The 24,792-nt window shown below is 40.1% G+C and carries 23 protein-coding genes; 21 read left to right on the top strand and 2 right to left on the bottom strand.

Going from position 1 to position 24,792, the window contains the following annotated elements:
* Positions 1-48: 48 nt before the first annotated feature.
* From MKY65_RS18480 to MKY65_RS18430, 11 genes are all read left to right on the top strand, one after another.
* Positions 49-1,524, top strand: a complete 1,476-nt coding sequence (locus MKY65_RS18480) for a S41 family peptidase (protein WP_339179416.1) — start codon at positions 49-51, stop codon at positions 1,522-1,524.
* Positions 1,525-1,750: 226 nt separating this feature from the next.
* Entirely contained in the window at positions 1,751-2,947 is a 1,197-nt protein-coding gene (locus tag MKY65_RS18475) for a PDZ domain-containing protein (RefSeq protein WP_339179414.1), read from the top strand.
* 229 nt (positions 2,948-3,176) lie between these two features.
* On the top strand, positions 3,177-5,159 hold the full coding sequence (gene uvrB / locus MKY65_RS18470) for an excinuclease ABC subunit UvrB (protein WP_339179412.1): 1,983 nt from the start codon (positions 3,177-3,179) through the stop codon (positions 5,157-5,159).
* 7 nt (positions 5,160-5,166) lie between these two features.
* Positions 5,167-8,040: an excinuclease ABC subunit UvrA gene (gene uvrA / locus MKY65_RS18465; protein WP_339179409.1), complete on the top strand. Its 2,874-nt coding sequence runs from the start codon at positions 5,167-5,169 to the stop codon at positions 8,038-8,040.
* A 328-nt stretch (positions 8,041-8,368) separates the two neighbouring features.
* Positions 8,369-8,722, top strand: coding sequence for a YojF family protein (locus MKY65_RS18460; RefSeq protein ID WP_040978834.1), 354 nt, complete (start codon positions 8,369-8,371; stop codon positions 8,720-8,722).
* Positions 8,723-8,766: 44 nt separating this feature from the next.
* Positions 8,767-9,450: a bacillithiol biosynthesis deacetylase BshB2 gene (gene bshB2, locus MKY65_RS18455; protein ID WP_339179406.1), complete on the top strand. Its 684-nt coding sequence runs from the start codon at positions 8,767-8,769 to the stop codon at positions 9,448-9,450.
* 137 nt (positions 9,451-9,587) lie between these two features.
* Positions 9,588-9,779, top strand: coding sequence for a PspC domain-containing protein (locus tag MKY65_RS18450; RefSeq protein WP_042530211.1), 192 nt, complete (start codon positions 9,588-9,590; stop codon positions 9,777-9,779).
* Positions 9,779-10,135, top strand: coding sequence for a phage holin family protein (locus MKY65_RS18445; protein ID WP_193064297.1), 357 nt, complete (start codon positions 9,779-9,781; stop codon positions 10,133-10,135). The genes MKY65_RS18450 and MKY65_RS18445 overlap by 1 nt, the downstream gene beginning before the upstream one ends.
* 91 nt (positions 10,136-10,226) lie before the next feature.
* Complete coding sequence (locus tag MKY65_RS18440) at positions 10,227-11,162, top strand: YafY family protein (RefSeq protein ID WP_339179404.1); 936 nt, start codon at positions 10,227-10,229, stop codon at positions 11,160-11,162.
* A gap of 81 nt (positions 11,163-11,243) precedes the next feature.
* The gene (locus tag MKY65_RS18435; RefSeq protein WP_339179401.1) at positions 11,244-11,759 is read left to right on the top strand and encodes a GyrI-like domain-containing protein; all 516 of its coding nucleotides are present in this window, start codon (positions 11,244-11,246) and stop codon (positions 11,757-11,759) included.
* Positions 11,760-11,787: 28 nt separating this feature from the next.
* Positions 11,788-12,276: a MepB family protein gene (locus MKY65_RS18430; protein ID WP_339179399.1), complete on the top strand. Its 489-nt coding sequence runs from the start codon at positions 11,788-11,790 to the stop codon at positions 12,274-12,276.
* Positions 12,277-12,372: 96 nt separating this feature from the next.
* Here the strand turns inward: MKY65_RS18430 and MKY65_RS18425 are convergent, their stop codons facing one another.
* A complete protein-coding gene (locus MKY65_RS18425) occupies positions 12,373-13,146 on the bottom strand; it encodes a MerR family transcriptional regulator (protein ID WP_339179397.1) in 774 nt (257 codons plus the stop codon).
* Between the two features lie 251 nt (positions 13,147-13,397).
* Entirely contained in the window at positions 13,398-14,189 is a 792-nt protein-coding gene (locus tag MKY65_RS18420) for a hypothetical protein (RefSeq protein ID WP_339179394.1), read from the bottom strand.
* A 499-nt stretch (positions 14,190-14,688) separates the two neighbouring features.
* On the opposite strand from MKY65_RS18420, the gene MKY65_RS18415 reads away from it, so the two are divergent.
* From MKY65_RS18415 to MKY65_RS18370, 10 genes are all read left to right on the top strand, one after another.
* Entirely contained in the window at positions 14,689-15,789 is a 1,101-nt protein-coding gene (locus tag MKY65_RS18415) for a hypothetical protein (protein WP_339179391.1), read from the top strand.
* 229 nt (positions 15,790-16,018) lie between these two features.
* Complete coding sequence (gene hprK / locus MKY65_RS18410; protein ID WP_042530222.1) at positions 16,019-16,957, top strand: HPr(Ser) kinase/phosphatase; 939 nt, start codon at positions 16,019-16,021, stop codon at positions 16,955-16,957.
* A gap of 13 nt (positions 16,958-16,970) precedes the next feature.
* Positions 16,971-17,852, top strand: coding sequence for a prolipoprotein diacylglyceryl transferase (lgt, locus tag MKY65_RS18405; RefSeq protein ID WP_339179388.1), 882 nt, complete (start codon positions 16,971-16,973; stop codon positions 17,850-17,852).
* Positions 17,853-17,885: 33 nt separating this feature from the next.
* Complete coding sequence (locus tag MKY65_RS18400) at positions 17,886-18,833, top strand: nucleoside recognition domain-containing protein (RefSeq protein WP_339179385.1); 948 nt, start codon at positions 17,886-17,888, stop codon at positions 18,831-18,833.
* Positions 18,808-19,443 (top strand): pyrophosphatase PpaX, encoded by a 636-nt coding sequence (gene ppaX / locus MKY65_RS18395; RefSeq protein ID WP_339179383.1) that lies wholly within the window; start codon positions 18,808-18,810, stop codon positions 19,441-19,443. Before MKY65_RS18400 ends, ppaX begins: the two co-directional genes overlap by 26 nt.
* A gap of 2 nt (positions 19,444-19,445) precedes the next feature.
* Positions 19,446-19,982 (top strand): acyltransferase, encoded by a 537-nt coding sequence (locus MKY65_RS18390; protein WP_339179381.1) that lies wholly within the window; start codon positions 19,446-19,448, stop codon positions 19,980-19,982.
* Entirely contained in the window at positions 19,982-20,515 is a 534-nt protein-coding gene (locus MKY65_RS18385; protein ID WP_339179378.1) for a glycerol-3-phosphate responsive antiterminator, read from the top strand. The genes MKY65_RS18390 and MKY65_RS18385 overlap by 1 nt, the downstream gene beginning before the upstream one ends.
* A 473-nt stretch (positions 20,516-20,988) precedes the next feature.
* The gene (locus MKY65_RS18380) at positions 20,989-22,755 is read left to right on the top strand and encodes a solute:sodium symporter family transporter (protein WP_339179375.1); all 1,767 of its coding nucleotides are present in this window, start codon (positions 20,989-20,991) and stop codon (positions 22,753-22,755) included.
* A 24-nt stretch (positions 22,756-22,779) separates the two neighbouring features.
* Complete coding sequence (locus MKY65_RS18375; RefSeq protein WP_339179373.1) at positions 22,780-23,457, top strand: DUF4867 family protein; 678 nt, start codon at positions 22,780-22,782, stop codon at positions 23,455-23,457.
* A 31-nt stretch (positions 23,458-23,488) separates the two neighbouring features.
* A complete protein-coding gene (locus MKY65_RS18370) occupies positions 23,489-24,718 on the top strand; it encodes a Gfo/Idh/MocA family oxidoreductase (protein WP_339179371.1) in 1,230 nt (409 codons plus the stop codon).
* Positions 24,719-24,792 lie beyond the last annotated feature (74 nt).

Below are 24,792 nucleotides of genomic sequence, written 5' to 3'. Positions count from 1 at the left end.
AACTTCGGAGCTGGATGGAAGCTTTTGAAGCAACAAAGAGGTGTAGAAATGAAGCTTAATCAAACTAAAATCATACTGATATTAATCGGTGCTCTACTTATCGGTGTGTTAGGGGGCTACGGCGGAGTTAAATTAGCTCAAAATTCAGAGGGGAACGCTCCTTTGGAAATAACGAATTCAGAAAATGAAACTGATAATGACGAGGAAGAATCCGCTGCTGAATTACCGGCAGATTTAGACAAGATTTCTCAAACTTTTGATTTAATCAAATCAAACTATATAGAAGATGTTGATGATAATGAACTGGTGGAAGGCGCTATAGAAGGAATGCTTTCGACGCTGGAAGACCCGCATACTTCTTACTTAGATAGTGAAATGATGGAGCAGTTCAACGAGCAGATTGAGTCCTCGTTTGAAGGAATTGGTGCGGAGGTCAGTGAAATAGACGGTTATATAACCATTATGTCACCAATGAAAGAATCACCTGCGGAAAAAGCAGGGCTGCGTCCAAATGACCAGGTCTTAAGTGTGGACGGAGAGAGTTTAGAGGGATTAAATGTAAACGAGGCAGTTGCTAAAATCCGTGGAGAAAAAGGAACCGATGTTGTTTTAGAAATACAGCGTTCAGGTACTTCGGATCCATTTGAAGTAACGATTCAAAGAGATACGATTCCGGTGGAAACCGTATATAGTGAAGTGGAATCAGAAGACGGCAAGGATACAGGGGTTATTCAAATCACAAACTTCTCTGAGCACACTGGAGAAGAATTTGAAGAACAGCTGGCAGATTTGGAAGAGCAGGGGATTGACGGTCTGGTTATTGATGTTCGCGGAAACCCGGGTGGGCTGTTAGATGTTGCAGAAGAAATCTTACAGCAATTTGTTCCGAGTGATATGCCTTATCTGCAAATAGAGGATGCGGATGGAAATGCAGAAGAATATGTATCTAATTTGGATGAGGAGAAAGATTATCCAATCAGCGTGTTGATTGACGAAGGCAGTGCCTCTGCTTCTGAAATTGTCGCTGTTGCTATGAAAGAGCTTGATTATGATGTTGTGGGAGAAACAAGCTTTGGAAAAGGTACCGTACAGCAGGCTATTCCGCTTGGAGACGACAGTTCAATTAAAATGACAACTCTTAAATGGCTGTCTCCTGGCGGCGAGTGGATTGATGGAAAAGGAGTGGAACCGACCATCGAGCAAAGGCAGGATGATTACTACTACTCTACTCCGATTCAAGTAACAGATGATGAGCCGCTCACGTTTGACCATACAAGCGAAGCAGTGGCGAATATGCAAGTGATGTTATCTGGACTGGGATATGATACTGGAAGAACAGACGGCTATTTCAGTGAAGAAACAGAGCAAGCTGTAGAAGAATTTCAGGAAGATAATGACCTGGAAGCAACTGGAGAAGTAGACGAAGAAACTGGCGGTTTAATTGAAACACAGGTTATTGAAAAGATTCGGGACGGAGAGGACGACCAACAGCTGGAACGCTCTTTAGAAGAACTTTATCAATAAAACGAAACTTCATTCAGCGGGAGTTATTGCTTTTCTTCCACTGAATTAGCCTAAATGATTCAGGGAGTTAGCGCCCGTTAACTCCCACTGGCTAAATATATTTCCACTTTCTATTTTAAGACGGGAGTTTTACGGGCGATTCTCCATGATAAAACAAGAGATTTGTTCATTCATCACTTAGTGATGGATGGACAAATTGTATTTGCAAAGCAGGTGAAGAGTATTGGTGGAAGCATGGCTTATTGAATTGGCAAAAGGTATAGGCAAATTTTTTCTGAATCCGGCATTATACTGGTTTTTATTTATATTGACGATGGCAAGTTATTTTCGAATCAAACGGGAACGGTACGATTTTGGGATAAAAATATATCCGAAGTTTATGGAGTGGCATCGGACCTGGCTTGTCTCCTTAATCAGCGGAATACTAATTTCTGCCGTCATTATTGGCACAGGCATGGTATTCTCTTATGAGACACTTCTCGTTTTAGCGTTAAGCTTTGTTGTATTAAGCATCAGTACGCGTTTTACATTATTGTCTCCCAGCTATACACTTGGGCTGACTTTTCTTATTTTGTTTTTTGCACCGTATCTTATTGACATGCAAGGTGTCATTGATTATTCCTTGCTTTATGAAAGCAGTCTTCCGGCGTTAGCTGTATTAGCGGGATTGCTTCTTTTTGTAGAATCCCTGTTCATTAAACGTATTGAAAAGCAAGATACGTTTCCAAGAATTACGCTGAGCGACCGCGGTGTCTGGGTAGGCGAACAGCAAATCAAACGATTAACGGTTGTTCCTCTGCTGATGCTTGTGCCTGAAGGATTAATTACTTCCTTTGCTCCCTGGTGGCCGTATTTATCCATTGGAGAATCCAGCTTAGGCTTAGCATTGATTCCATTTTTGATTGGGTTTAACTATAAGGCAAAGGGGCATTTTCATCAGGATGCGATTTACAAGCTGGCAAAAGCAAATACCTTTTTAGCAATCGGTATTTTACTTATTGCTGTCGGTGGAGTATTTATTCCGTATCTTTCCCTGGCTGCGATAATTTTGGCGATTATCGGAAAAGAATATTTGAATTACCGCTATCGCGAAGGAGACCGTTTGCGTCGTCCATATTATCAGCCGCATGCGAAAGGCTTAAGAGTGGTTGGTGTGTTGCCTGGAAGCCCGGCAGACAGGCTGGAGATAGAGACTGGCGAGGTCATTTACAGAGTAGGCGGGAAAAACGTACGGACAAGCCAAGCTTTTTATGAAGCACTGCAGGGAAGCGGGGCATATATTAAAATGGAAGTCTTGAACCATGAGGAAGAGGTTCGTTTTGTACAAGGATCTCTGTATGAAGGAGAGCACCATTCCTTAGGCTTTCAATTTGCGGAAGAGCCTTTTAAAGCTAGAAGAGAAAAGAATACGAACGCTTCTTAACATAAGAATGCTTGGAACAGTGACTTACTGCTGCATCCAAGCATTCTTATTTGATTATAAAAACGAAACGAGGATTGAAAGATTGACAGAAAGGCTATAATGAAAGTAGAGGTTATCTTAATAATATAAAAAAATATATAATTTCTTAAAAACAAGAACGAATACTTGTTCGTTTTTTAAGAAAAGGATATAATAGAAAATAGCTATGGTATGGAACGGAGGAAATAGGATGAATGAGCAATTTGAGTTAGTTTCTGCTTATGAGCCTGCGGGTGATCAGCCGGCAGCTATTCAGGAAATTGTAGATAAGGTGCTTGCCGGCCAGCATCATCAGACGTTACTCGGTGCTACCGGAACGGGGAAAACATTTACGATGTCCAATGTGGTGAAAGAAATCAACCGGCCGACGCTTGTTATTGCACATAATAAGACGCTGGCAGGACAGCTTTACAGTGAGTTTAAAGAGTTCTTTCCAAACAATGCGGTAGAGTATTTTGTGAGCTATTATGATTACTATCAGCCGGAAGCATATGTGCCTTCTACCGATACGTTTATTGAAAAAGATGCCAGCATTAATGATGAAATAGATAAATTGCGCCACTCTGCTACATCTGCCCTGTTTGAACGAAGCGATGTATTGATCGTAGCGAGTGTGTCGTGTATTTACGGTTTAGGTAACCCGGAAGAATACAGAAGCCAGGTGCTGTCCCTTAGACTTGGTATGGAAAAAGAAAGAGATCAGCTTCTGCGGGAATTAGTAGATATCCAATATGCAAGAAATGATATTAATTTTCAGCGCGGGACGTTTCGTGTGCGCGGGGATTCCGTAGAAATTATCCCGGCATCTCATGAGGAGCATTGTATCCGGGTAGAATTTTTCGGAGACGATATCGACCGGATCCGTGAAGTAGATGCGCTGACGGGAGAAATCATCGGCGACAGAGAGCATGTAGCGATTTTCCCGGCATCTCACTTTGTGACCCGTGAAGAGAAAATGAAAATTGCGATTAAAAATATTGAAAAAGAATTAGAAGACCGGTTGAAAGAATTAAATGATGCCGGGAAGCTGCTGGAAGCACAGCGTCTTGAGCAGCGGACCAATTATGATTTAGAAATGATGCGGGAAATGGGCTTTTGTTCCGGGATTGAAAACTATTCACGTCCGCTGACACTGCGTGAAGCCGGAGCAACGCCTTATACACTGCTGGATTTCTTTCCAGAGGACTTTTTAGTAATTATTGATGAGTCCCATGTGACGCTGCCGCAGATTCGCGGTATGTATAACGGGGACCAGGCCCGGAAACAGGTATTAGTGGATCATGGCTTCCGCTTGCCTTCCGCAATGGATAACCGCCCGCTGCGGTTTGAAGAATTTGAAGAAAAGACCAATCAGCTGGTGTATGTTTCGGCGACACCGGGACCGTATGAATTAGAGCATTCACCAGAAATGACAGAGCAGATTATCCGTCCGACCGGCTTACTGGACCCAGAGGTGGAGGTCCGTCCGATTGAAGGACAGATTGATGATTTAATAGGTGAAATCAATAAGCGGACGGAACGCAATGAACGTGTATTGATCACGACGTTAACCAAGAAAATGTCAGAGGACTTAACCGATTATTTAAAAGAAATCGGAATAAAGGTTGCATACCTGCATTCTGAAATCAAAACCTTGGAGCGGATCGAGGTCATCCGTGATTTACGTGTCGGGAAATATGATGTGCTTGTCGGAATCAACCTGCTCCGGGAAGGACTGGATATTCCGGAAGTATCTTTAGTTTCCATTTTGGATGCAGATAAAGAAGGCTTCCTTCGTTCCGAGCGCTCGTTGATTCAGACAATGGGCCGCGCCGCGCGAAATGAACAGGGTAAAGTTATAATGTATGCTGATAAGATGACCGATTCGATGCAAAAAGCAATCGATGAAACAGAACGCCGCCGTATGGTTCAGCAGGAATATAACGAAAAACACGGCATTACCCCGCAAACGATTCGCAAGGAAGTACGCGATGTTATTCAGGCAACGGTTGCTGCGGAAGCACCGGAAGCGTATGAATCCGAAGCGAAGCAAATGAAGAAGATGACGAAGAAAGAAAAGCAGAAAGTCATCGAAAATATGGAAAAAGAAATGAAGCAGGCAGCCAAAAATCTAGACTTCGAGAAAGCAGCAGAATTAAGAGATGTTCTCTTGGAGCTTAAAGCGGAAGGATGAATTTTTTATGCTAAGTAAATCTATAAAAATCCAAGGTGCCAGAGCGCATAACTTAAAAAATATCGATGTGGATATTCCTAAAAATAAATTAGTGGTTCTTACAGGGCTTTCTGGCTCCGGGAAATCCTCCCTTGCCTTTGATACCGTTTATGCAGAAGGACAGCGCAGGTATGTAGAATCGTTGTCTGCCTATGCAAGACAATTTCTGGGACAGATGGACAAGCCGGATGTGGACGTGATTGAAGGCTTGTCTCCGGCAATTTCGATTGATCAGAAAACAACCAGCAAAAATCCGAGATCGACCGTCGGAACAGTGACCGAGATTTATGATTATTTGCGTTTGCTTTTTGCACGCGTAGGAAAGCCGACCTGTCCGAAGCATGGCATTGAAATCAGCTCGCAGACTGTACAGCAGATGGTGGACCGGGTGCTGGAATATCCGGAAAGAACGAAAATGCAGATTTTAGCTCCGGTCGTATCCGGCAGAAAAGGAGAACACGTTAAAGTATTAGAAGACTTGAAAAAGCAAGGCTATGTGCGTGTTCGGATTGATGGCGATATGATGGAGGTTACGGACGATATTAATCTGGAGAAAAATAAAAAGCACTCCATCGAGGTGGTTATCGACCGTGTTGTTATTAAAAGCGGCATCGAAAGCCGTTTGAGTGATTCCCTGGAAGCAGCGCTGAAGCTTGGAGAAGGAAATGCGATTGTGGACGTTATCGACGATGAAGAGCTGTTATTCAGCGAAAACCATGCCTGCCCGATTTGCGGTTTCTCTATCGGGAAATTAGAGCCGCGTTTATTCTCCTTTAACAGTCCCTTTGGGGCGTGTCCGAGCTGTGATGGGCTGGGTACGAAGCTGGAGGTCGATGTGGAGCTGGTTATTCCAGATTGGGACAAGACGTTAAATGAGCATGCTATCGCACCATGGGAGCCAATCAGCTCGCAGTATTACCCGCAGCTTTTGAAAAGCGTCTGCGACCATTATGGCATTCCGATGGATGTTCCAGTGAAGAATATTCCTGAGGAACAAATGGATAAAATTTTATATGGAAGCGGGAAAGAAAAAATCCACTTTCATTATGAAAATGATTTTGGCAGCTCCCGTACGAAAGACGTTGCGTTTGAAGGTGTTTTAAAGAATGTGGAACGCAGATATAAAGAAACTTCTTCGGACTTTATCCGTGAGACATTAGAAAAATATATGGCGCAGAAAAATTGTCCGACCTGTAAAGGGAACCGTCTTAATAAAGAGGCGCTTGCTGTATTGATTGACGGGAAGCATATCAGCCATGTAACAGATTTTTCTATTCTGGAATCAATGGATTTCTTTAAGCAGCTTGAATTGAGTGCAAAGGACCGCCAGATTGCACGTTTGATTTTAAGAGAAATTGATAATCGTTTGAATTTCTTAAATAATGTCGGCTTAGACTATTTAACGTTATCCCGTTCAGCAGGAACACTTTCCGGCGGAGAAGCACAGCGGATTCGTCTGGCGACACAAATCGGCTCTGCATTGACAGGAGTGCTTTATGTGCTGGATGAGCCTTCTATCGGACTGCATCAGCGGGATAATGACCGTCTGATTGAAACACTCAAACAGATGCGTGATTTAGATAATACGCTGATTGTGGTGGAGCATGATGAAGATACGATGCTTGCAGCGGACTGGCTGATTGATATTGGCCCCGGCGCCGGCGAGCATGGCGGGGAGATTGTTGCCAGTGATACGCCGGAGAATGTGAAGGCGAATGAGAATTCATTAACGGGCCGTTATTTATCTGGAAAAGAGTTTATTCCTGTGCCGTCAAAACGTAAAAAAGCGGATAAACGCAAAATAAAAGTTACCGGCGCATCGGAAAATAATTTAAAAAACGTATCAGCTGAAATTCCGATTGGCCTGATGACCGTTGTCACAGGGGTTTCCGGTTCAGGGAAAAGTACGCTGGTTAATGAGATCATTTACAAATCCTTAGCAAAAGAATTATATAAAGGGAAAGTAAAACCAGGGAAATATCGAAGCATAAAAGGGATCGAGCATATAGAGAAAGTCATTGATATCGACCAGTCTCCAATCGGAAGAACACCGCGTTCGAATCCGGCGACGTACACCGGGGTATTTGATGATATCCGTGATGTATTTGCGCAGACGAATGAAGCGAAGATACGCGGCTATAAAAAAGGCCGTTTCAGCTTCAACGTCAAAGGCGGACGTTGTGAAGCCTGCCGCGGCGATGGAATCATCAAGATTGAAATGCATTTCCTTCCCGATGTGTATGTCCCTTGTGAGGTTTGTGACGGAGCACGTTATAATCGGGAAACATTGGAAGTGAAGTATAAAGGCAAAAATATATCAGAAGTGTTGGGGATGCGTATTGAAGAAGCGCTGGAGTTTTTCGCTGCCATTCCAAAAATTAAACGGAAGCTGCAAACCATTTATGATGTCGGATTAGGATATATTAAATTAGGCCAGCCGGCAACGACGTTATCCGGCGGGGAAGCTCAGCGTGTGAAATTAGCGAGTGAGCTGCATAAACGCTCCGATGGAAAAACATTTTATATTCTGGATGAGCCGACAACAGGGCTTCATTCTGCCGATATCCGGCGTTTGCTGGATGTCCTGCAGAGACTTGTAGATAATGGAGATTCTGTCTTAATTATCGAACACAACCTGGATGTCATCAAAAGTGCGGATCATATTATTGATTTAGGTCCGGAAGGCGGAGACCGCGGCGGTCAGATTATCGCTAAGGGAACGCCGGAAAAAATCGCAGAGCAGGCAGATGTTTCTTATACAGGAAAGTATCTTGGCCCTGTGTTAGAGCGCGATAAGGAACGTATGAATGATATGCTGAAAGAGAAGGTCAGCAGTAAATAGAGGATAGCTGGTCCATCTTTAGAGTGCAGTTTTGCTCTTTAGATGGACTTTTTTTATCACGGGATTACAGACTGTAAAAGCATTTGCAGATAGATATTATATTTTAAGAGCAAATCATAACGGGTCTACAGAATAATAGTTTATTTCATCATACATTTGCAAACCAATCAGAATACTATGGTATAATAAAACGTAAATATCTTACGAATAGGATGCAAATGTAAGTTTAAAATCATCTTAAAGCGCTGTTTTCGTATGAATAAGCTATCTAATTGACGATTTGCCCGCATTTCGATAGAGTAAAAGAATAAGAAGTGGAGGTTGAAACATGAAGCCGATAGAAATTGAAAAAGTTCAGCAGGCGCTGGACAGCTACTTAAATAAAGAAGTGTATGTTCATTTGGAAACAACAAATGGAGCTTATGCGAATCATTTAGACGCCAATGCCTATACCGTTGGTGCATATATACGTAATGCAAAAGTAACCTATAAACAGGCAAAGATTATAGGAGAAGGAAATTCCTATCGTGTCGGTTTGAAAATGGAGCTTGGCTGGATTTATGCAGAAGGGCTGACGGACTGGACGATTTATCAAGAAGACCAATTGCTGCTGGCCGGTCATGACAGAGAAGGCCGGTTAATGGTGGCATTAGAAATTAGTGAGACGCCTTTTCATCAATAAAAAACGAAAGATATAGCTTGATTCTAGAAAGATAGGTGAACGTAATGGAGAAACATGTAGTAGTTATTTATCCGCATCCAGACGATGAAGCATTCGGTGCGTCTGGTTCCATCGCACAGTTTCGAAGAGATGGGGTGCCGGTAACATATTTATGTGGAACGTTAGGACAAATGGGGAGAAATATGGGGAATCCGACATTTGCGAATCGGGAATCCTTGCCTGAAATTCGTAAAAAAGAGTTGAAGCAGGCATGTGAAACATTAGATATGGAACTGAAAATGCTCGGATACCGTGATAAAACGATTGAATTTGAAGATAAACAAGAGGTGGCCGATCATTTAAGAAGCTATTTAGAAGAAATTAAACCCTCTCTTGTGATTACACACTATCCCGGCTATGCTGTGCACCCGGATCATAATTCCTTGGGAGCAGCTGCAATCCAGGCTGTAGAAGATATGGCTCCTGAGGAAAGACCAAAAGTATGGGCGCAGGCTTTTTCTAATGGTCATGAAGAGGATTTAGGAAGCCCTGATATCGTTAATGATGTGCATGATACGTTTGATAAAAAGCTGCAAACGGTTCTATCCCATGATTCACAGGTAGCGGGCATGTTTGGCTGGTTCAAACAGATGGATGAAATCGATGAAGAAGTGAAAAATGAACTGATTGAGCATCAGGCGATGGAACGTTTTTATACTTGGGATTTTGAAAAGAACAGCTCCAACTAATTGTTTTGTTTAAAAAGAATAGGGAGAGGGAAAATAGAAATGAAACTTTTTCATTTCTATTTTCGTATGAAAGGATAGAAGCACACATATCCATGAATAGATAGATGGCAAAACAATTACCTGAGGAGGTACTTTTCATGAAAAAATTATATCGTTCCGAAACCAATAAAATACTTGCTGGTGTCCTTGGCGGAATAGGAGAGTATTTAAATGTGGATCCGACATTGCTCCGGATTATTTTCTTGATTCTGCTTATCCCGAGCTTTTCTACATTGGCAATTGTTTATCTTATTGCTGCATTTATTATGCCTAGAGGAGACGTGTATTAATGTTACTTCGGGGGATTATTTCGTTAGTATTAAATGCTGTCGCGCTGATAGCAGTTGCTCAGATTTTTGATTCATTTCAACTGGACGGATTTGGCACAGCGCTGTTAGCAAGTGTTATTTTAGCCATCCTGAATATGTTTGTGAAGCCGATTTTGGTTATTTTAACATTGCCGATTACGGTGATTACATTTGGATTGTTTTTAATTGTGGTCAATGCGATTATATTGATGATTACACAGGCGCTTATCGGACCTTCCTTTGTCATTGACGGGTTTGGTACAGCGTTTATCGCATCGATTGTGATTTCATTGATTTCGATGATTTTAAACAGTGTTGTCCGGGATATACGACGGTAAAAGGGAAGGTCAGGTTATTGCCTGGCTTTTTCTTTGTTTATTAAAAGGAATCCATAACGTTTAGGTACTTCTGTTCTGAGGAGGGTGATGAATGAAATTAGAAAGACTGCTATCCATTATTATATTATTGATAAATCATCGTATGCTGCAGGCAAAAGATTTAGCAAAGCGATTTGAAGTATCCGTGCGGACCATTTATCGGGATATTGAAGCGATAAATGCAGCTGGTATCCCGATAGTCACTTATCAGGGAGTTCATGGGGGTATCGGACTTGCAGAAGGTTACCGGCTGGATCGTAATCTGTTGACCAATGATGAATTGGCCACAATTGTGACAGCACTTCGCAGTATATCTACATCCTATGAAAAAGTACAGCATCAGCAGTTGATGGAAAAAATGAATAGTGTTGTACATCCTGGGGATGCTGAAGCTTTTCAAAGTAAAACAAGCCGCGTTCTCATTGATTATTCCCCTTGGGATAATAATACACATCTCCAAGAAAAGTTGGAGCGTATTGAACAGGCAATTGATACGTGTCTATTTATTGTATTTACATATTCGGATGCACAAGGTAAGGTTACGCAGCGAACAGCAGAACCACATACATTGATCCTCAAGGGAAGACAATGGTATGTCCAAGCATACTGCACAGATAGAGAGCAGTTTCGTTTATTTAAATTGCGAAGAATGAAATCTTTGTCCGTTGATCCAAAGTTAAGTTTTACCCGCCGCCCTTTACCAGAACAAAAACAAATAAAAGGGAAACAATCCTCTCTTTCTCATAAAAACGAGGTAGTTTTACGTTTTCAGAAAGAAGCGCGTCATTTAGCGGAAGATTGGTTTGATGCGGAAGAGCTTGTTCCGACAGAGAATGAGGCTTGGCTGGTGAAGAAAGCTTATCCTGAAGATGAATGGTTATACAGCTTTATTCTAAGCTTCGGGTCTCATGTGGAAGTGCTAGAGCCTGTTCATTTACGAGATGTTATTGCAGAGCGTGCAGCGCAAATTACAAAAATATATAAATAAGTTGAACAAACTAGACAGACAGCTGTCAGGTTTCCTGCATTATAATAGCTATTATCACATAGATAAGGAGTTTGATAAGGCATGAAGCAGGATAAATCAGCTGTACACATAAAACCAGTCCGGATCGAGAAAAGACCAGCTTTTACACTAGCAGGAGTTAGTGCGGTAACTACAAATGAGGCAGAACAGCTAGGAAACGGAAAGATAGGCGGGCTATTTGAACGCTTTTTTACAGAAAATATTGGCGGAAAATTAGGTGTAAACATTCGTGAAGCAGGATATTACGGTTGCTATTTTCATTACCGGCAAGAAGAAAAAGGACCGTATGAAATTATGTTGAGCGTGCAAGTAGCGGACAATTCGGAGGTTCAAAATGTAGAAGGAATTCAAACGTATACAGTGCCGGAAGCGACATATGCTGTCTTTGTAACTGAAAAAGGTCCGATCGTGGAAAAGGTTCCACAAACATGGGCGGCTATTTGGGAATGGCAGAAGCTCTCTGAAAACCGACGGACATTTACTGGCGATTTTGAATGCTATGCCGGTGATATGGACCCGGCAAATGGGCAGGTAGAAATATATATTGCGATGGAATAAGCAGAAATGCAAAGGATGAGAAGAAAAAATGCTAAAATCGATAAACCTAACCAAATCATTGCTTTCTGGCACAGATTATGACATCACAAATATAGTGAAAGAGCCGCAAAATATGGAATATGAAGGGACTACTTTTACGATTCATGAAAATATGTATAGGAGTCGCTTAGCCAAACGAACACTCAAGAAAAAGGGCTACTTTGTTGTCTTTTGGGAAAAAGATGTAAATCATTGTAATCAACCTTATGCGTATAGTGAAAGTCCTGATAAAATAATGATTTCAATTATAGATAAAGACTTGAAAGGTCAGTTTATTTTTCCAAAGTCCTTGCTTTTAGAAAAAAGAATATTAAGAACGATTAATAACAAAGGGAAAATGGCAATAAGAGTATATCCTTCTTGGGAAAAGCCGTTAAATAACGCTGCTAAAAAAACACAAGCATGGCAAGCACCATACTTTATCAATGTTTCAAATGAAATAGATTGGAGAAGGCTTAGAGAATTATATTTCTCTTGAAAAGTACATATAAAAATATCGAATGAAAAAGTCCGAAGTGATTCAGTGTAAATAGTGAGCTCTTTCGGACTTTTTCATTCCATTTTTTTCATTCCATTATTTCCTTTCATTCTCTTTATACTGCTGCTCCATCGCTTTAGCGATTTCCTCCATATAAGCTTCTTCCTCTTTCGACCAAAATGTCGGGGCTACAAAATCATCCGCTTCAGCAGATTCCAATTGTTCCTCCCATTTATCTATATTCTCTGTGATAACATCTTCAGGGACGATCCTCATAAATAAATCATTGATATTTAAAAATACCTGCTGCGCTTCTGGGGCATGCGGGGGTACGTTTTCCCGCATCAGTCTTTTTACCTCGGCCAGAATGGAAAGCCATTCTCTATCTAATTTTTCACGTTCTTCGTTTGGGATATCTGTGAAAAGTGATGCAAAATCATCTGGAAAATGCTCCTGCATCCACGCCTTTTGTTTTTCTTCAAATTCCATCCCGTGAAGCAGCGAGGTGAGGACCGTCCAATCTAATGGGAAATCATCATCTAAAAGTGCTTGCACATGATCAATAGCTGCAATGACGCGGTTTAATTCTTCGCGCTTATGCACCAAAACCTTTCTCTGAACAGGGAGGGAGCCTGCAAAATTTTCTAAGGTAATTTCTTCTTTATCGAGCATTTCTTTGATTTCCTGAAGCGAATAACCAATAAACTTTAACGACTGAATACGCTGTAAGATAGCGAGTTCTTCCAAGCCATATAAACGATGGCCGCTCTCATTTCTTTTGCTAGGGTAAAGAATCCCGAGCTCTTCATAAAAACGCAGCGTCCGTGTTGAAAATCCGGTTTTTGCTCCAAATTCTCCGATGGTATACATTTGAATCAGCTCCTTTACTGATAAGTATAACGGTTTCCGTTACGTGAAGTGCAAGCGAAATTACATAAGCGTTTGTCTGAACCGGATGCAGGGAATATTTTTAATAACAGCATGAAAAGACCGGATAAAAATAATGTGAAAGGGCGGGGTATATTTAATGAAGAAATGGCTTTTTTTTGATCATGATTTCGTTATTATTTATCGGAGGCTGTAACAGTGAAGCTGGGGCAGCTTTCCTTTCTAGCCACTCCTTACCTGACACCCATAACTTGAATATACAGAGATAACAGAATTTCTTTTGGAAGCTTTGATTCAGATACCTGAATATGATGCTGCTCGCCTCTTCGATTTGTTTTTTTATCTTTTGATAAATCAAAGTAAGTGCGCTTTGCAGTAAGGAGTTCTTTATCTTCAGTATTTTGAATTTTGGTTTCCATGCTAAAATAATCACTCTGTATAGTAAACGTTTCCTCCTCATTCGTAGTAAATATAAAGTTCAAATATTTTTTACTTCCGCCTTCTTTAAAAAATCCTTTCGACCGCAGCCTTCCGTAAAAAGTTTCATTCCAATACACATCATAAAAATATCTGGCACGAAATATTTTAGCTGGAACTACTTTTACTGTATTTTGATTAGAAGTTAATTTAATTCCAGATGCTGATGGGAGAACCTGAAAAAGAACGAGGAATTTATAGCCTGCATTCTTTAAATACAATTGAAATTTAAAATCATTCACGCCCTTTATCACAATCAGCATGTTATCAAATAAAGTGGTAACGGGCATTTGATAAAAATATTCGCCTTCTTTTTGATCAAACTCTCTTTCTTGACCAAATGATTCTTGAGAAATTTCCCAAAACCTTTGTTGCTGCTTTTTTCTTAAAAAATAAAAGACTATTAAAGAAACCGTAGCAACGCCCCACAAAGCCCAAATAACTCCTAAAGGATTACCAAAAAAGGTTTCCCCATTTTGTACATAGTGTACGGTTTCAATAATATTTAAAATGCCGATAACCACGAATATAAATAAAGATTTAAACATAGATGAGCTTCCTCCTGATTAACGTATGTAATTTTCTGTTAATTACAGCTTTAAAGATACGATTTTCATAGGTACTTTCGTTTAACAATTTCCCTGGATTTATATATTTAAACTCAAAGCAGCGAATATCTATTAACTGAAGTACCAACGGTTTTATCAGGGAGCATATAGGGTAAACGTTTTTTAAAGAGAACAATACATTAAACAAAGGGTATATCAAAAATGAATCAATGTTTGAAATTGACTGGTTAGTATCCGTGATATGGGAAAGTAAACCTCGTTATTCAAGAACTTATTAAACTTCATTTCGCAGAGAAATATTGTATGGAGAAAGACACCTATAAATTCTTCGTTTTTTATTGTTCCTGGTATTCAGAAACAACATCAAGTAGATACTGCAAATAAATTTACCCGCCTGTCCTGATTACGTATAAAAAGCTGATTTTTGAATTAATTTATTTTTCACGAATCCAACTTAATAGTATGAAAGGAGAATTGCATGTGTTTTAAACGGAAGTTAGGATTGCTTTTTGTTGTTGGTAGTTTATTGTTACTTAGTCCTATTGGAGCTATTAAAGTTATGGCGATAGCTGATTACGATGGAAGTGTTGACAGCGAAGAAGTAGAGGAAAATTTAGAACTGCCGGATATGCATGAAAACACCATTATTTATAATGGGACAATTAATCCTGAATTAGCTTTAAGAATACACCTGCCTGGATCAGATAATGTAGTTAGTCCGTATGTGAATGAAGACGGACAGTTTTCAACGGAATTACTTATGAGAGAATTTGAAGCTGGTGATGAAATTACTTTTCTTTTTGGAGAAGATGGTAAAGAACCTCAAGAGCGAACCATTGAAGTACAACCGGAAGAAGAAGGAAAAGAAGTGGTAGAAAGCAGTGCAGATACAAGTGCGGTCGAAGAAGTGATCGAAGAAGGAACATCCATAGACTGGCCGGAGAATAATGACAGCATACGATTTAATTTAAGCACAATTGGCGATGTTGATGGGCAGATATATTACGCTCGTGAAGGAAAAACGATTAATGAGCATACGCAATTGGAGGATATGGGTCCAACAAGTTTTACTGCTTTCCTAGCTCCTTCAGAAGAGGACTATGAAGAACAAACGGATTCAGATGATTACCCGCAGCCTGGTGAAAAAGTTAATATATACATTCCTGCATTAGGAGTAACTGCCGTAATAGAAACGGAAATTCCTGATAATTTAGATGTTTGGAAGGAAGAGGATAATCAAGAAAATGGGATGGAATCCAATGATGACAAAAATGAAACAGGGGCAAGTGCATCAAGCAATGAAGGTGCTTCGGATAATACCTCCGCAGAAGATAGTAATAATAATGAAGGAACAGAGAACAACTCCAACGACAATGAAACAGATGGAACCGCGGAAAACTCGGATAACAATCATACCGCCGATGACACAGCAAATGCGGAAGATACAGAAAGTGCTGTAAGTGATGCAAATGAAAGTAGCGGAGGGATGTCCGCGCTTTGCTGGAGTCTTATCGGAATTGGGCTGTTGGCAATAATTATTAGTGGTATTATCTGGGGCAAAAGGCGCCGCAGCACGTAGAATAAGTTTTCAAACGAAGAAGCTGTCAACGAATGCATACGATGCATTTGGTTGACAGCTTCGTTTTATGGGGAAGCACATTTTCAAAATAATACATATTTTCTGCTGTGAAAGCTTATCCTATACAACAAAAATAATTTAATCACACTAAAACTTCTCCCCTACGTTTTTTAAATGGATTATGCTAAAATGTATATCAGTTAGCTTTGTTGAAGAGAGGAGCTTCAAAATGGTATCAACCGTCTGTACAAAAGATTTATTGGACAGGTTTCATTTGCAATTGGTAGCAGGAGAAGAAGGGGTTCACCGTGAGATTATCACAAGTGATATTTCACGTCCGGGATTAGAAATGACAGGTTTTTTTGATTATTATCCCAGAGAACGCCTGCAATTGATCGGAAAGACAGAATTAGCTTATTTTCTGGGTTTGAATGCAGCGGAGAGAAAGCAGCGTGCTGAAAATCTATGTACGGATGTAACCCCGGGGATCATCATTTCCCGCGGGATGGATGTACCGGAAGAATTTTTTGAAGCATCGAAGCACTCTGGCGTTCCTATCATACAATCACCGCGGACAACCACGCGTGTATTGAGCCGTTTAACCAATTACTTAGAATCTAAATTTGCGCCATTTACTGCGGTACATGGTGTGTTAATCGATATTTATGGTGTCGGCGTCTTGATTATCGGCCAAAGCGGTGTCGGTAAAAGTGAGACAGCACTTGAATTAGTCAAGCGGGGGCATCGGCTTGTAGCGGATGATAATGTGGAAATCCGGCAGGAGGATTATGAGAGTCTGATTGGCAATGCGCCGGCTCTGATTGAGCATTTGCTGGAGATTCGGGGACTTGGAATCATTAATGTCATGACATTATTTGGAGCCAGCTCCATCCGCAGTCAAAAGCGGATCTCGATGGTGATTCAATTGGAAATCTGGGATGAAAAGAAGCAGTACGACCGTTTAGGCTTAGATGAGGATACCATGAAGATCATGGATGTTCATTTGCCAAAAGCGACGATACCGGTCAGACCAGGAAGAAACCTTGCTGTTATTATCGAAGTAGCTGCCATGAATTTCCGTCTGAAACGGATGGGTGTCAATACAGCCGAGGAGTTTTCAGACCGTTTAACCAAAATGATTGAACAAGGTGATTTGGAATCACAATAGGAGGATGATATAGATGACTGGGACAGACGCTCCTATTGAACGTGTGTTTTTAGAATTGGGTCCTTTTACCATTTATTGGTATGGTATCATTATCGCCGTTGGGGCCGTATTAGCCGTTTATTTAGCAACGAGAGAAGCAGAAAGAGTCGGCCTTGGCAAAGAAACCATTATGGATTTCATTATTTTTGCTGTGCCGATTGCGATTATCTCAGCGAGAATCTATTATGTCATTTTTGAATTTGAGCAATATGCGAATGGTCCGCTTTGGAAGATGATTGCCGTCTGGGAGGGCGGTATCGCTATCCATGGAGCCATTATCGGCGGGGTTCTTACAGCCATCGTTTTCACAAAAGTAAAGAAAATTTCTTTCTGGCGTCTCGCTGATGTGATTGCGCCAAGTTTAATCTTAGGCCAGGCAATTGGACGCTGGGGGAATTTCGTCAATCAGGAAGCGCATGGCGGTCCGATTTCCGAGGCGGCGTATGAGAGCTTCCATCAGTATTTGCCGGACTTTATTATGAATCAGATGGTGATTGACGGTGTGATGTATCACCCGACATTTTTATATGAATCCGTCTGGAATTTCCTGATATTTTTCGGACTGCTGTTTTTCCGCAGAATCAATCCAAAACGCGGCATGGTATTTTTAATGTATGCCGTCACCTATTCGATTGGAAGGTTCTATATCGAAGGACTCCGGACAGACAGTTTATATGTTATTGGTGAGCTGCGAACGGCGCAGGTTGTTTCCATTCTAACGATTGTAGCAGGAGTTATCATGATGCTGTATCTGGTAAAAACATCCAACGTCCGTTACCTTGACGTGCCTGCGAAAAAGAAACAGGCAAAGCCGTCGAATAAAAATAAAGGTAAAAAGAAGAAGAAAAAGAAGTAATGGAATTGTGATAAATTGAAATGAGGTAAGAAAATGAAAGGGATGCTTTACAGGGGATTGAAAGAGGGGTTAAAGACCACACTAAAGCTTGGAAAGGTTATTTTCCCCATTACATTAATTATAACGATTTTACAGTTTACACCTGTTTTCCCCTGGTTTATGAATATCATCTCCCCGCTTATGGGGCTATTCGGTTTGTCAGGTGAAGCCGCTGTTCCGCTTGTTTTAGGGAATGGCTTGAATTTATATGCAGGTATTGCAGCGATTATTTCCTTTGATTTTACAGTGAAGGAAGTCTTTATAATGGCAGTCATGCTGTCATTCTCCCATAATCTTTTTATTGAATCTGCTGTAGCGACCAGCGTCGGAGTAAGATGGTGGATCATCGTCGGCATTCGGGTCGGACTGGCTGTTGTTTCCGGACTACTGATTAATTTATTCTGGAATGGCGGTGCAGAGCTTGCGCAATATGGATTCATTTCCAGTAATGAAGTGGTGCTGAATAATTGGTGGGAGATTGCCCTCCATGGGGCACAGGCTGCGCTGACAGCAATAGTTCAACTAGCTTGTATCGTTATTCCGTTAATGATTATAATGCAGGTTATGCGGGAGCTGGGCTGGATGACAGCCTTATCCAATAAATTCGCTCCATTTATGAAGCTGCTGGGGATAGATAAACGGGCTTCCATGACAATGGTTGCCGGGCTGACAATCGGACTTGCTTATGGAGCAGGCCTCATGATGCAGGCGGTTAAGGAAGATAATGTGCCGAAGAAGGATATGTATTTAGCCTTGATTTTTCTGGTATCCTGCCATGCGGTCGTTGAAGATACATTAGTCTTTATTCCGCTTGGTATTCCAGTTTGGCCATTATTGATTATCCGGTTATCGGTAGCGATTATTTTAACGATGACGCTTGCTTATTTTTGGAAGAAAGAAGAAAGGAAAATGCATCATGAGCATTCGTACCATTCTGTTTGATCTGGACGGAACATTGATTAATACAAATGAGCTGATACGTGCTTCATTTGAACATACGTTTCAACAATTTGATATGCAGTTTACACCGGAGGAAATAAAACATCTTAACGGACCGCCGTTAAATGAAACCTTCTATGAAATAAATCCGGGGCTGTCTGAGCAAATGGTGGCTGCATACCGGGAGTATAATATGAGGGAGCATGACGATTATGTAGAAGCTTTTCCGGATGTATATGAAACAATCAAACAGCTGTATGAAAAGGACATTACATTAGGGATCGTCAGCACAAAAATTAAAAAAACGGTGATGATGGGGCTGGATTTAACCAGGCTGACGGATTTCTTTTCGGTCATCATTACGTATGATGATGTAGTAAATAAAAAGCCTGATCCGGAACCCGTGGAAAAAGCGATGAATCTGCTGGATGCCGATCCGGAGACAACGTTAATGGTCGGGGATAATTTTCATGACATTGTTTCTGGACAGCGGGCAGGCACACAAACGGCGGCCGTAAGCTGGTCCGAGAAAACAGAGGCCTTTTTAAAAAGCTATCATCCAACCTATTATTTGGATACAATGAGGGATTTACTAACAGTGGCAGGTGAATAGGCATGCGGAGAACGGAAAGGTATAAGGTCCATCCTAAAGCAAATTCTCTATGGCAGATGTACAGTACCATATCTTTTTTTAAAATAGTGAAGAATTTTATTGTCATTCAGATTGCGCGATATACCCCTTTTTTAAGAATGAAAAATTGGATGTATCGGCATCTGCTGCGCATGAAAGTAGGCGATCGTACATCATTTGCTTTAATGGCGATGCCTGATTCCATGTTCCCGGAAAAAATCAAGGTTGGAGACAACAGCATTATCGGTTATAATACCACTATTTTAGCGCATGAATATTTAATTACAGAATATCGCCTGGGCGAGGTGCATATTGGCAATGAGGTTATGATCGGCGCTAATTCGACGATATTGCCGGGGGTGCATATCGGTGATGGAGCGATTGTCTCGGCTGCGACGCTTGTTCATAAAGACGTCCCGGCTGGAGCTTTTGCAGGGGGAAATCCAATGCGGATTATTTATACCAAGGAAGAAATGGAATCGCGTCAATCACCGGATGAGCATGAAGGGAGGAAGTCTTGATGCAAGGGGTATTGCCTGCTGTACGACGGATGAAGGACTTTGAGAAAGTATTGGAAAGTGGTCATGAACATATTATTATTTTAGAATCAAGATTAATTCAGCTCAAGAGTATGATTGTTTACGCTCATCGGGCAAATAAAAAGGTATTAGTCCATTTTGATTTGATCCAAGGATTGAAAGCGGACGAGTACGGCATGGAATTTCTACAGCGGGAAATGAAGCCGGATGGGATTTTAACAACCCGCGGCAATGTGATTGCCGCTGCTAAGAAGCATAAATTGCTGGCGATTCAGCGTGTTTTTATCTTGGACAGCGCGGCGTTAGAACAAAGCATTAAGCTTATTCAGCGATTTCATCCGGATTATGTTGAAATCTTGCCTGGACTGATGCCTGAAGTGATTGAAGAGATAACGGAAGAAATTGATATTCCTGTCATTGCCGGCGGTTTGATTAAAGAGGAAGAGCAGGTGAAAGCAGCATTAGATGCTGGAGCGGTTGCTGTTTCTACTTCAAGCCGGAAGCTTTGGGATTGATGGTGGCAGAAACGATATACAAAGATAATAGAATGAATTCTGTTTAGATAGGTCTTCAAAAATAATTAGTGCCACATTTTAAAAGAACTTTTTCGTTATACCTTCTAAAAAGAACCTTCTGAAAACCAGCCAATCTTTTACATGTGTAAAGGATTGGCTGGTTTCTTTCTAACGAAAAATAATTCTGATTTATTATCAAACCTTTGTTTACAGGTATCTGCCACTGTTTTCTATATAAGTAAATCAGTAAAACTATCATACCAAATAAAAAATTTTTTAAAAAAAAGCTTGCATTTTTGAATCCGTTTCCAATATAATATGTTTAAAGATAATGATGTTTGTATAAACGTAATGATGTTAGCTAGGAGGTAGATTTGAATTTGAATAATTAAAAACGGATAACAAATAAAACAGTCGAGGGGCAGGACGTTTAAAAATACGAAATAACGTGTTATCTAAAAGGAGGAGCAAGGATGGGGAGTATTGCGTTTACGTTAATAACATGTGCTTTCTTTATGGGACTGGTGGCTTGGTATTCTTATCATAAAACAAAGAATACAGTAAGTGATTCAACAGGTTATTTTTTAGCTGGCAGAGGATTGACCGGCGGGTTTATAGCCGGATCATTAATTTTAACAAACCTGTCTGCAGAACAGTTAATCGGTTTAAATGGTCAAGGGTATAGTGCAAACTTATCAAATATGGCCTGGGAAGTTACAGCTGGATTTTCTGTTATTATGCTGGCTCTTGTGTTACTTCCAAGATATCTAGGAGGAGCCTTCACAACACTTCCTGGTTTCATTAATAATCGATTTGACCAGGGTACGAGATTGTTGATTGTGTTATTGTTTATGCTGGGGTATGGATTAATTACAATCCCTTCCGTACTTTATTCAGGATCTATTGCGGTATTACAATTATTTGATATACCTAATATGCTTGGGATTACTTTTGAGCAATCGATGTGGATAGTCGTTTGGGTGATTGGTATTATTGGTTCTATCTACGCAATTTTCGGAGGTTTAAAGGCGGTTGCTATTTCGGATACATTAAATGGAATTGGACTTTTGATAGTTGGATTATTAGTGCCGATTCTAGGATTTATAGCTTTAGGTGATGGAAATTTATTTGAAGGAATGAAAACGATTACGACAGAGCATCCGGAAAAAATGAATGCCATTGGATCAAGTGATGATGGTGTTCCGTTTGGAGCTATTTTCACTGGAATGCTATTTGCTAATTTATTTTATTGGGGGACAAACCAATATGTTATTCAAAGAACCTTGGGAGCAAAAAGCTTAGCGGAAGGTCAAAAAGGAGCGTTATTTACAGGCTTTCTGAAAATCTTAGTTCCATTTTTAATGATGATTCCGGGAATTATTGCTTTTCATTTATATGGACCGGGACTAGAGACTATGGATTTGGCTTATCCGACGCTAATCAGTGGTGTCTTCCCTACATTTTTAAATGGATTTTTCTTAGCTGTATTATTAGGAGCTGTTTTTTCCAGCTTTAACTCCTTATTAAATAGTGCTTCTACGCTGTTTGTATATGATGTCTATAAGGTTGTTATTAACAAAGATGCCAGTGATAGAAAAATGATACGTGTCAGTCAGTGGTTTGGAACAATTTTGGCATTAATAACGTTTTTTATTTCTCCGTTGTTAATCAATGCGCCTGATGGGTTATGGACACTGATTCGTCAGTTTACTGGATTTTTCAATATTCCAATTATTGCAATTGTATTAGTGGGGATATTTTCCAAACGTGTTCCTTCCATAGCGCCGAAAGTTACGATTATACTCCATGTAATAGCATATTATTTCTTGATTTGGGGTCTGCCAACATTCTTTAATGTGGAATTAGCTATTAACTTCATTCACATTCAAGGGTTAATGTTTGTAATTGAAGTTGCGCTTATGCTCGTAATTGGAATGGTAAAGCCATTAGAAGAGCCATTTGTATTTAAAGTTAACGCGCAGGTTAGCATGGTTCCTTGGAAATATGCATTGCCAGTGACGATTCTATTATTAAGTGCAATGGTATTCAGCTATATTTTATTCTCGCCAATTGGCGTGGCTTCGCCGGAAAATATTATCTCAGGCTGGTTCTGGCCTGCAACGATTGCTCTTATCATCGTAACGATCATTCTTTATCTTATTGCACTTAAATCGTGGAATAAAAAATATGCAGACAAGCTGTTAAGCAGTCATGAAGAGCAACTAAAGAAAGAAGCTTAGCATTATATACGAGGGAGGTAGAGGATGAATAATCTACTAGAGAAATTGCAAGAAAATAATTCAAATAAGACGATTCACCCTATTACAGCGGATAAATTTAAAAAATATGGCAGGATTCTAACGGAATTTGATTGGAGCGAATGGAATGAAACAATGAAGCAGATAGAGATTCCTCAGGAGGCGAATCAATATATTGCTTCTGATACAGCTTTAGAGAAAGCAAAGCTGACAGGAAAAATCCAAACAACACTGTTTGGAGGAATGGAGATACAGGTAGGATATTGTAATGGGCCCAATAGTCATTTGAATGGGTTAGAATATCATAAAGGCAGTGAAATCAACATTGCGGTTACTGATTTAATTCTTATTTTAGGACACACCGGAGATATTCACAAAAATAAGTATAAAACAGAAAATCTGGATATTTTCTATTTGCCTAAAGGAACAATGATTGAAATTTATCAGACTACATTGCATTTTGCACCTTGTAAAGTGAATGTGGAAGGTTTTAAGTGTGTGGTTATCTTACCTAAAGGAACCAATGAACCTATTGATTTCAACAAATCAGTGATAACCGAAGAGGACGAGCTGCTCTTTATGAAAAATAAATGGCTGCTTGCCCATCCAGATAGAATACCGCTTATTTCAAAAGGCGCCTACCCTGGGATTATTGGAGAAAATTTCAAATTAGAAACAATATAAGATTTACTAAATTTAAAGGAGAGATGGAGAAATGACAGTAGAAAGACAGGAATTAGATATTTTAGCAGGTTTTGATAAATCAAAATTTGATTATTTACCAGGAGATGACCGTTACCTGACCGCAGAAAATCAGCCTAAACTAAAGTTTAACTTAATAGGCACAGGGAATATTGGGCAAGAGCATATGAAAGTCACGGTACTGGAAGGCCGCGCAACCATTAATGGATTATATGATCCAAATCAAAAAAGCATTGAACAGGCGAAAGACGTATTTGTTAATGAATTGCAGGCTGGAGATGTAAAGGTGTTTGAATCATTAGAAGAAGCATGTAATGATCCGGAAGCGGATGCATTATTAATCTGTACGCCAAATTATACGCATATAGATGTTGTACGGGTAGCTGCAAAATCGAAAAAACATATTTTTCTAGAAAAACCAATGACAACAAATCTGGAAGATGCATACGAAATCATGGAGATTGCTAAGGATTATCCAAGTATTTTTCAAATAGGTTTGCAATACCGTTATAAACCAATCTATGTAGAAGCAATTCATGAAGCGCTGGAAAGAAAATCAGTTGGCGACATTAAAACGATTTCCATTATGGAGCATCGTGTACCTTTCCTTGATAAAGTAGGTCAATGGAATAAATTCTCCGAAAAATCAGGGGGAACATTTGTAGAGAAATGCTGTCATTACTTCGATTTATTTAATTTATTTGCGCAATCGAAGCCTGTAGAAGTATATGCAACAGGAAGCCAGGCAGTAAATTTTCAAACCTTCCAATATGAAGGGGAAAGTTCAGATATTATTGACAGCGGCTTTGTCATTGTAAAATATGAAAATGGTATTCAATGTAATTTTAACTTATCTATGTTTTCACCTATGTTTTATGAAGAATTAGTGCTTTGCGGGAATGAAGGACGTTTGAAAGCTACTGAAACAGAACGGTTTGTACCATTAGAAGGGCCGGATAACTATTTGGAGATTATTCGTGCAGGAGGAAGCCCTTCGAAAACCTCTACGCCGGTTTATCCGACAGAGATTCAAAAAAGCGGACATGGCGGAGCAACTTATTATGAGCATGTTTACTTTGTAGATAATATTTTAGGAAAAACAACATCGACTGCTACAGTAGAGGAAGGTTTCTGGTCTATCGTAGTAGGTTTGGCCGCAGAAGAATCATTAAGAACGGATGAAAAAGTAATTATAAATGATTTTTTAGCTGCAAATCCGAAAGACACAGTGGTGAATAAATAAGAAGAATCTGATAGAGATTCCTTCTATAAAAGAAGGTGTTCAAAAAGCTGAGTTGCTTTGAAATTCAATTTGTA

The sequence above is a fragment of the Oceanobacillus sp. FSL W7-1293 genome, assembly GCF_037969815.1.
GTDB lineage: Bacteria > Bacillota > Bacilli > Bacillales > Amphibacillaceae > Oceanobacillus > Oceanobacillus oncorhynchi.
The sequence above is the reverse complement of the archived record's forward strand: the minus strand, read 5'-3'. Positions and strand labels throughout refer to the sequence as shown.

Coding starts and splice junctions, on each gene's coding strand:
- MKY65_RS18480 (WP_339179416.1), top strand. CDS start 49: ATGAAGCTTAATCAAACTAAAATCATACTGATATTAATCGGTGCTCTA.
- uvrB (WP_339179412.1), top strand. CDS start 3,177: ATGAATGAGCAATTTGAGTTAGTTTCTGCTTATGAGCCTGCGGGTGAT.
- uvrA (WP_339179409.1), top strand. CDS start 5,167: ATGCTAAGTAAATCTATAAAAATCCAAGGTGCCAGAGCGCATAACTTA.
- MKY65_RS18460 (WP_040978834.1), top strand. CDS start 8,369: ATGAAGCCGATAGAAATTGAAAAAGTTCAGCAGGCGCTGGACAGCTAC.
- bshB2 (WP_339179406.1), top strand. CDS start 8,767: ATGGAGAAACATGTAGTAGTTATTTATCCGCATCCAGACGATGAAGCA.
- MKY65_RS18450 (WP_042530211.1), top strand. CDS start 9,588: ATGAAAAAATTATATCGTTCCGAAACCAATAAAATACTTGCTGGTGTC.
- MKY65_RS18445 (WP_193064297.1), top strand. CDS start 9,779: ATGTTACTTCGGGGGATTATTTCGTTAGTATTAAATGCTGTCGCGCTG.
- MKY65_RS18440 (WP_339179404.1), top strand. CDS start 10,227: ATGAAATTAGAAAGACTGCTATCCATTATTATATTATTGATAAATCAT.
- MKY65_RS18435 (WP_339179401.1), top strand. CDS start 11,244: ATGAAGCAGGATAAATCAGCTGTACACATAAAACCAGTCCGGATCGAG.
- MKY65_RS18430 (WP_339179399.1), top strand. CDS start 11,788: ATGCTAAAATCGATAAACCTAACCAAATCATTGCTTTCTGGCACAGAT.
- MKY65_RS18425 (WP_339179397.1), bottom strand. CDS start 13,146: ATGTATACCATCGGAGAATTTGGAGCAAAAACCGGATTTTCAACACGG.
- MKY65_RS18420 (WP_339179394.1), bottom strand. CDS start 14,189: ATGTTTAAATCTTTATTTATATTCGTGGTTATCGGCATTTTAAATATT.
- MKY65_RS18415 (WP_339179391.1), top strand. CDS start 14,689: ATGTGTTTTAAACGGAAGTTAGGATTGCTTTTTGTTGTTGGTAGTTTA.
- hprK (WP_042530222.1), top strand. CDS start 16,019: ATGGTATCAACCGTCTGTACAAAAGATTTATTGGACAGGTTTCATTTG.
- lgt (WP_339179388.1), top strand. CDS start 16,971: ATGACTGGGACAGACGCTCCTATTGAACGTGTGTTTTTAGAATTGGGT.
- MKY65_RS18400 (WP_339179385.1), top strand. CDS start 17,886: ATGAAAGGGATGCTTTACAGGGGATTGAAAGAGGGGTTAAAGACCACA.
- ppaX (WP_339179383.1), top strand. CDS start 18,808: ATGAGCATTCGTACCATTCTGTTTGATCTGGACGGAACATTGATTAAT.
- MKY65_RS18390 (WP_339179381.1), top strand. CDS start 19,446: ATGCGGAGAACGGAAAGGTATAAGGTCCATCCTAAAGCAAATTCTCTA.
- MKY65_RS18385 (WP_339179378.1), top strand. CDS start 19,982: ATGCAAGGGGTATTGCCTGCTGTACGACGGATGAAGGACTTTGAGAAA.
- MKY65_RS18380 (WP_339179375.1), top strand. CDS start 20,989: ATGGGGAGTATTGCGTTTACGTTAATAACATGTGCTTTCTTTATGGGA.
- MKY65_RS18375 (WP_339179373.1), top strand. CDS start 22,780: ATGAATAATCTACTAGAGAAATTGCAAGAAAATAATTCAAATAAGACG.
- MKY65_RS18370 (WP_339179371.1), top strand. CDS start 23,489: ATGACAGTAGAAAGACAGGAATTAGATATTTTAGCAGGTTTTGATAAA.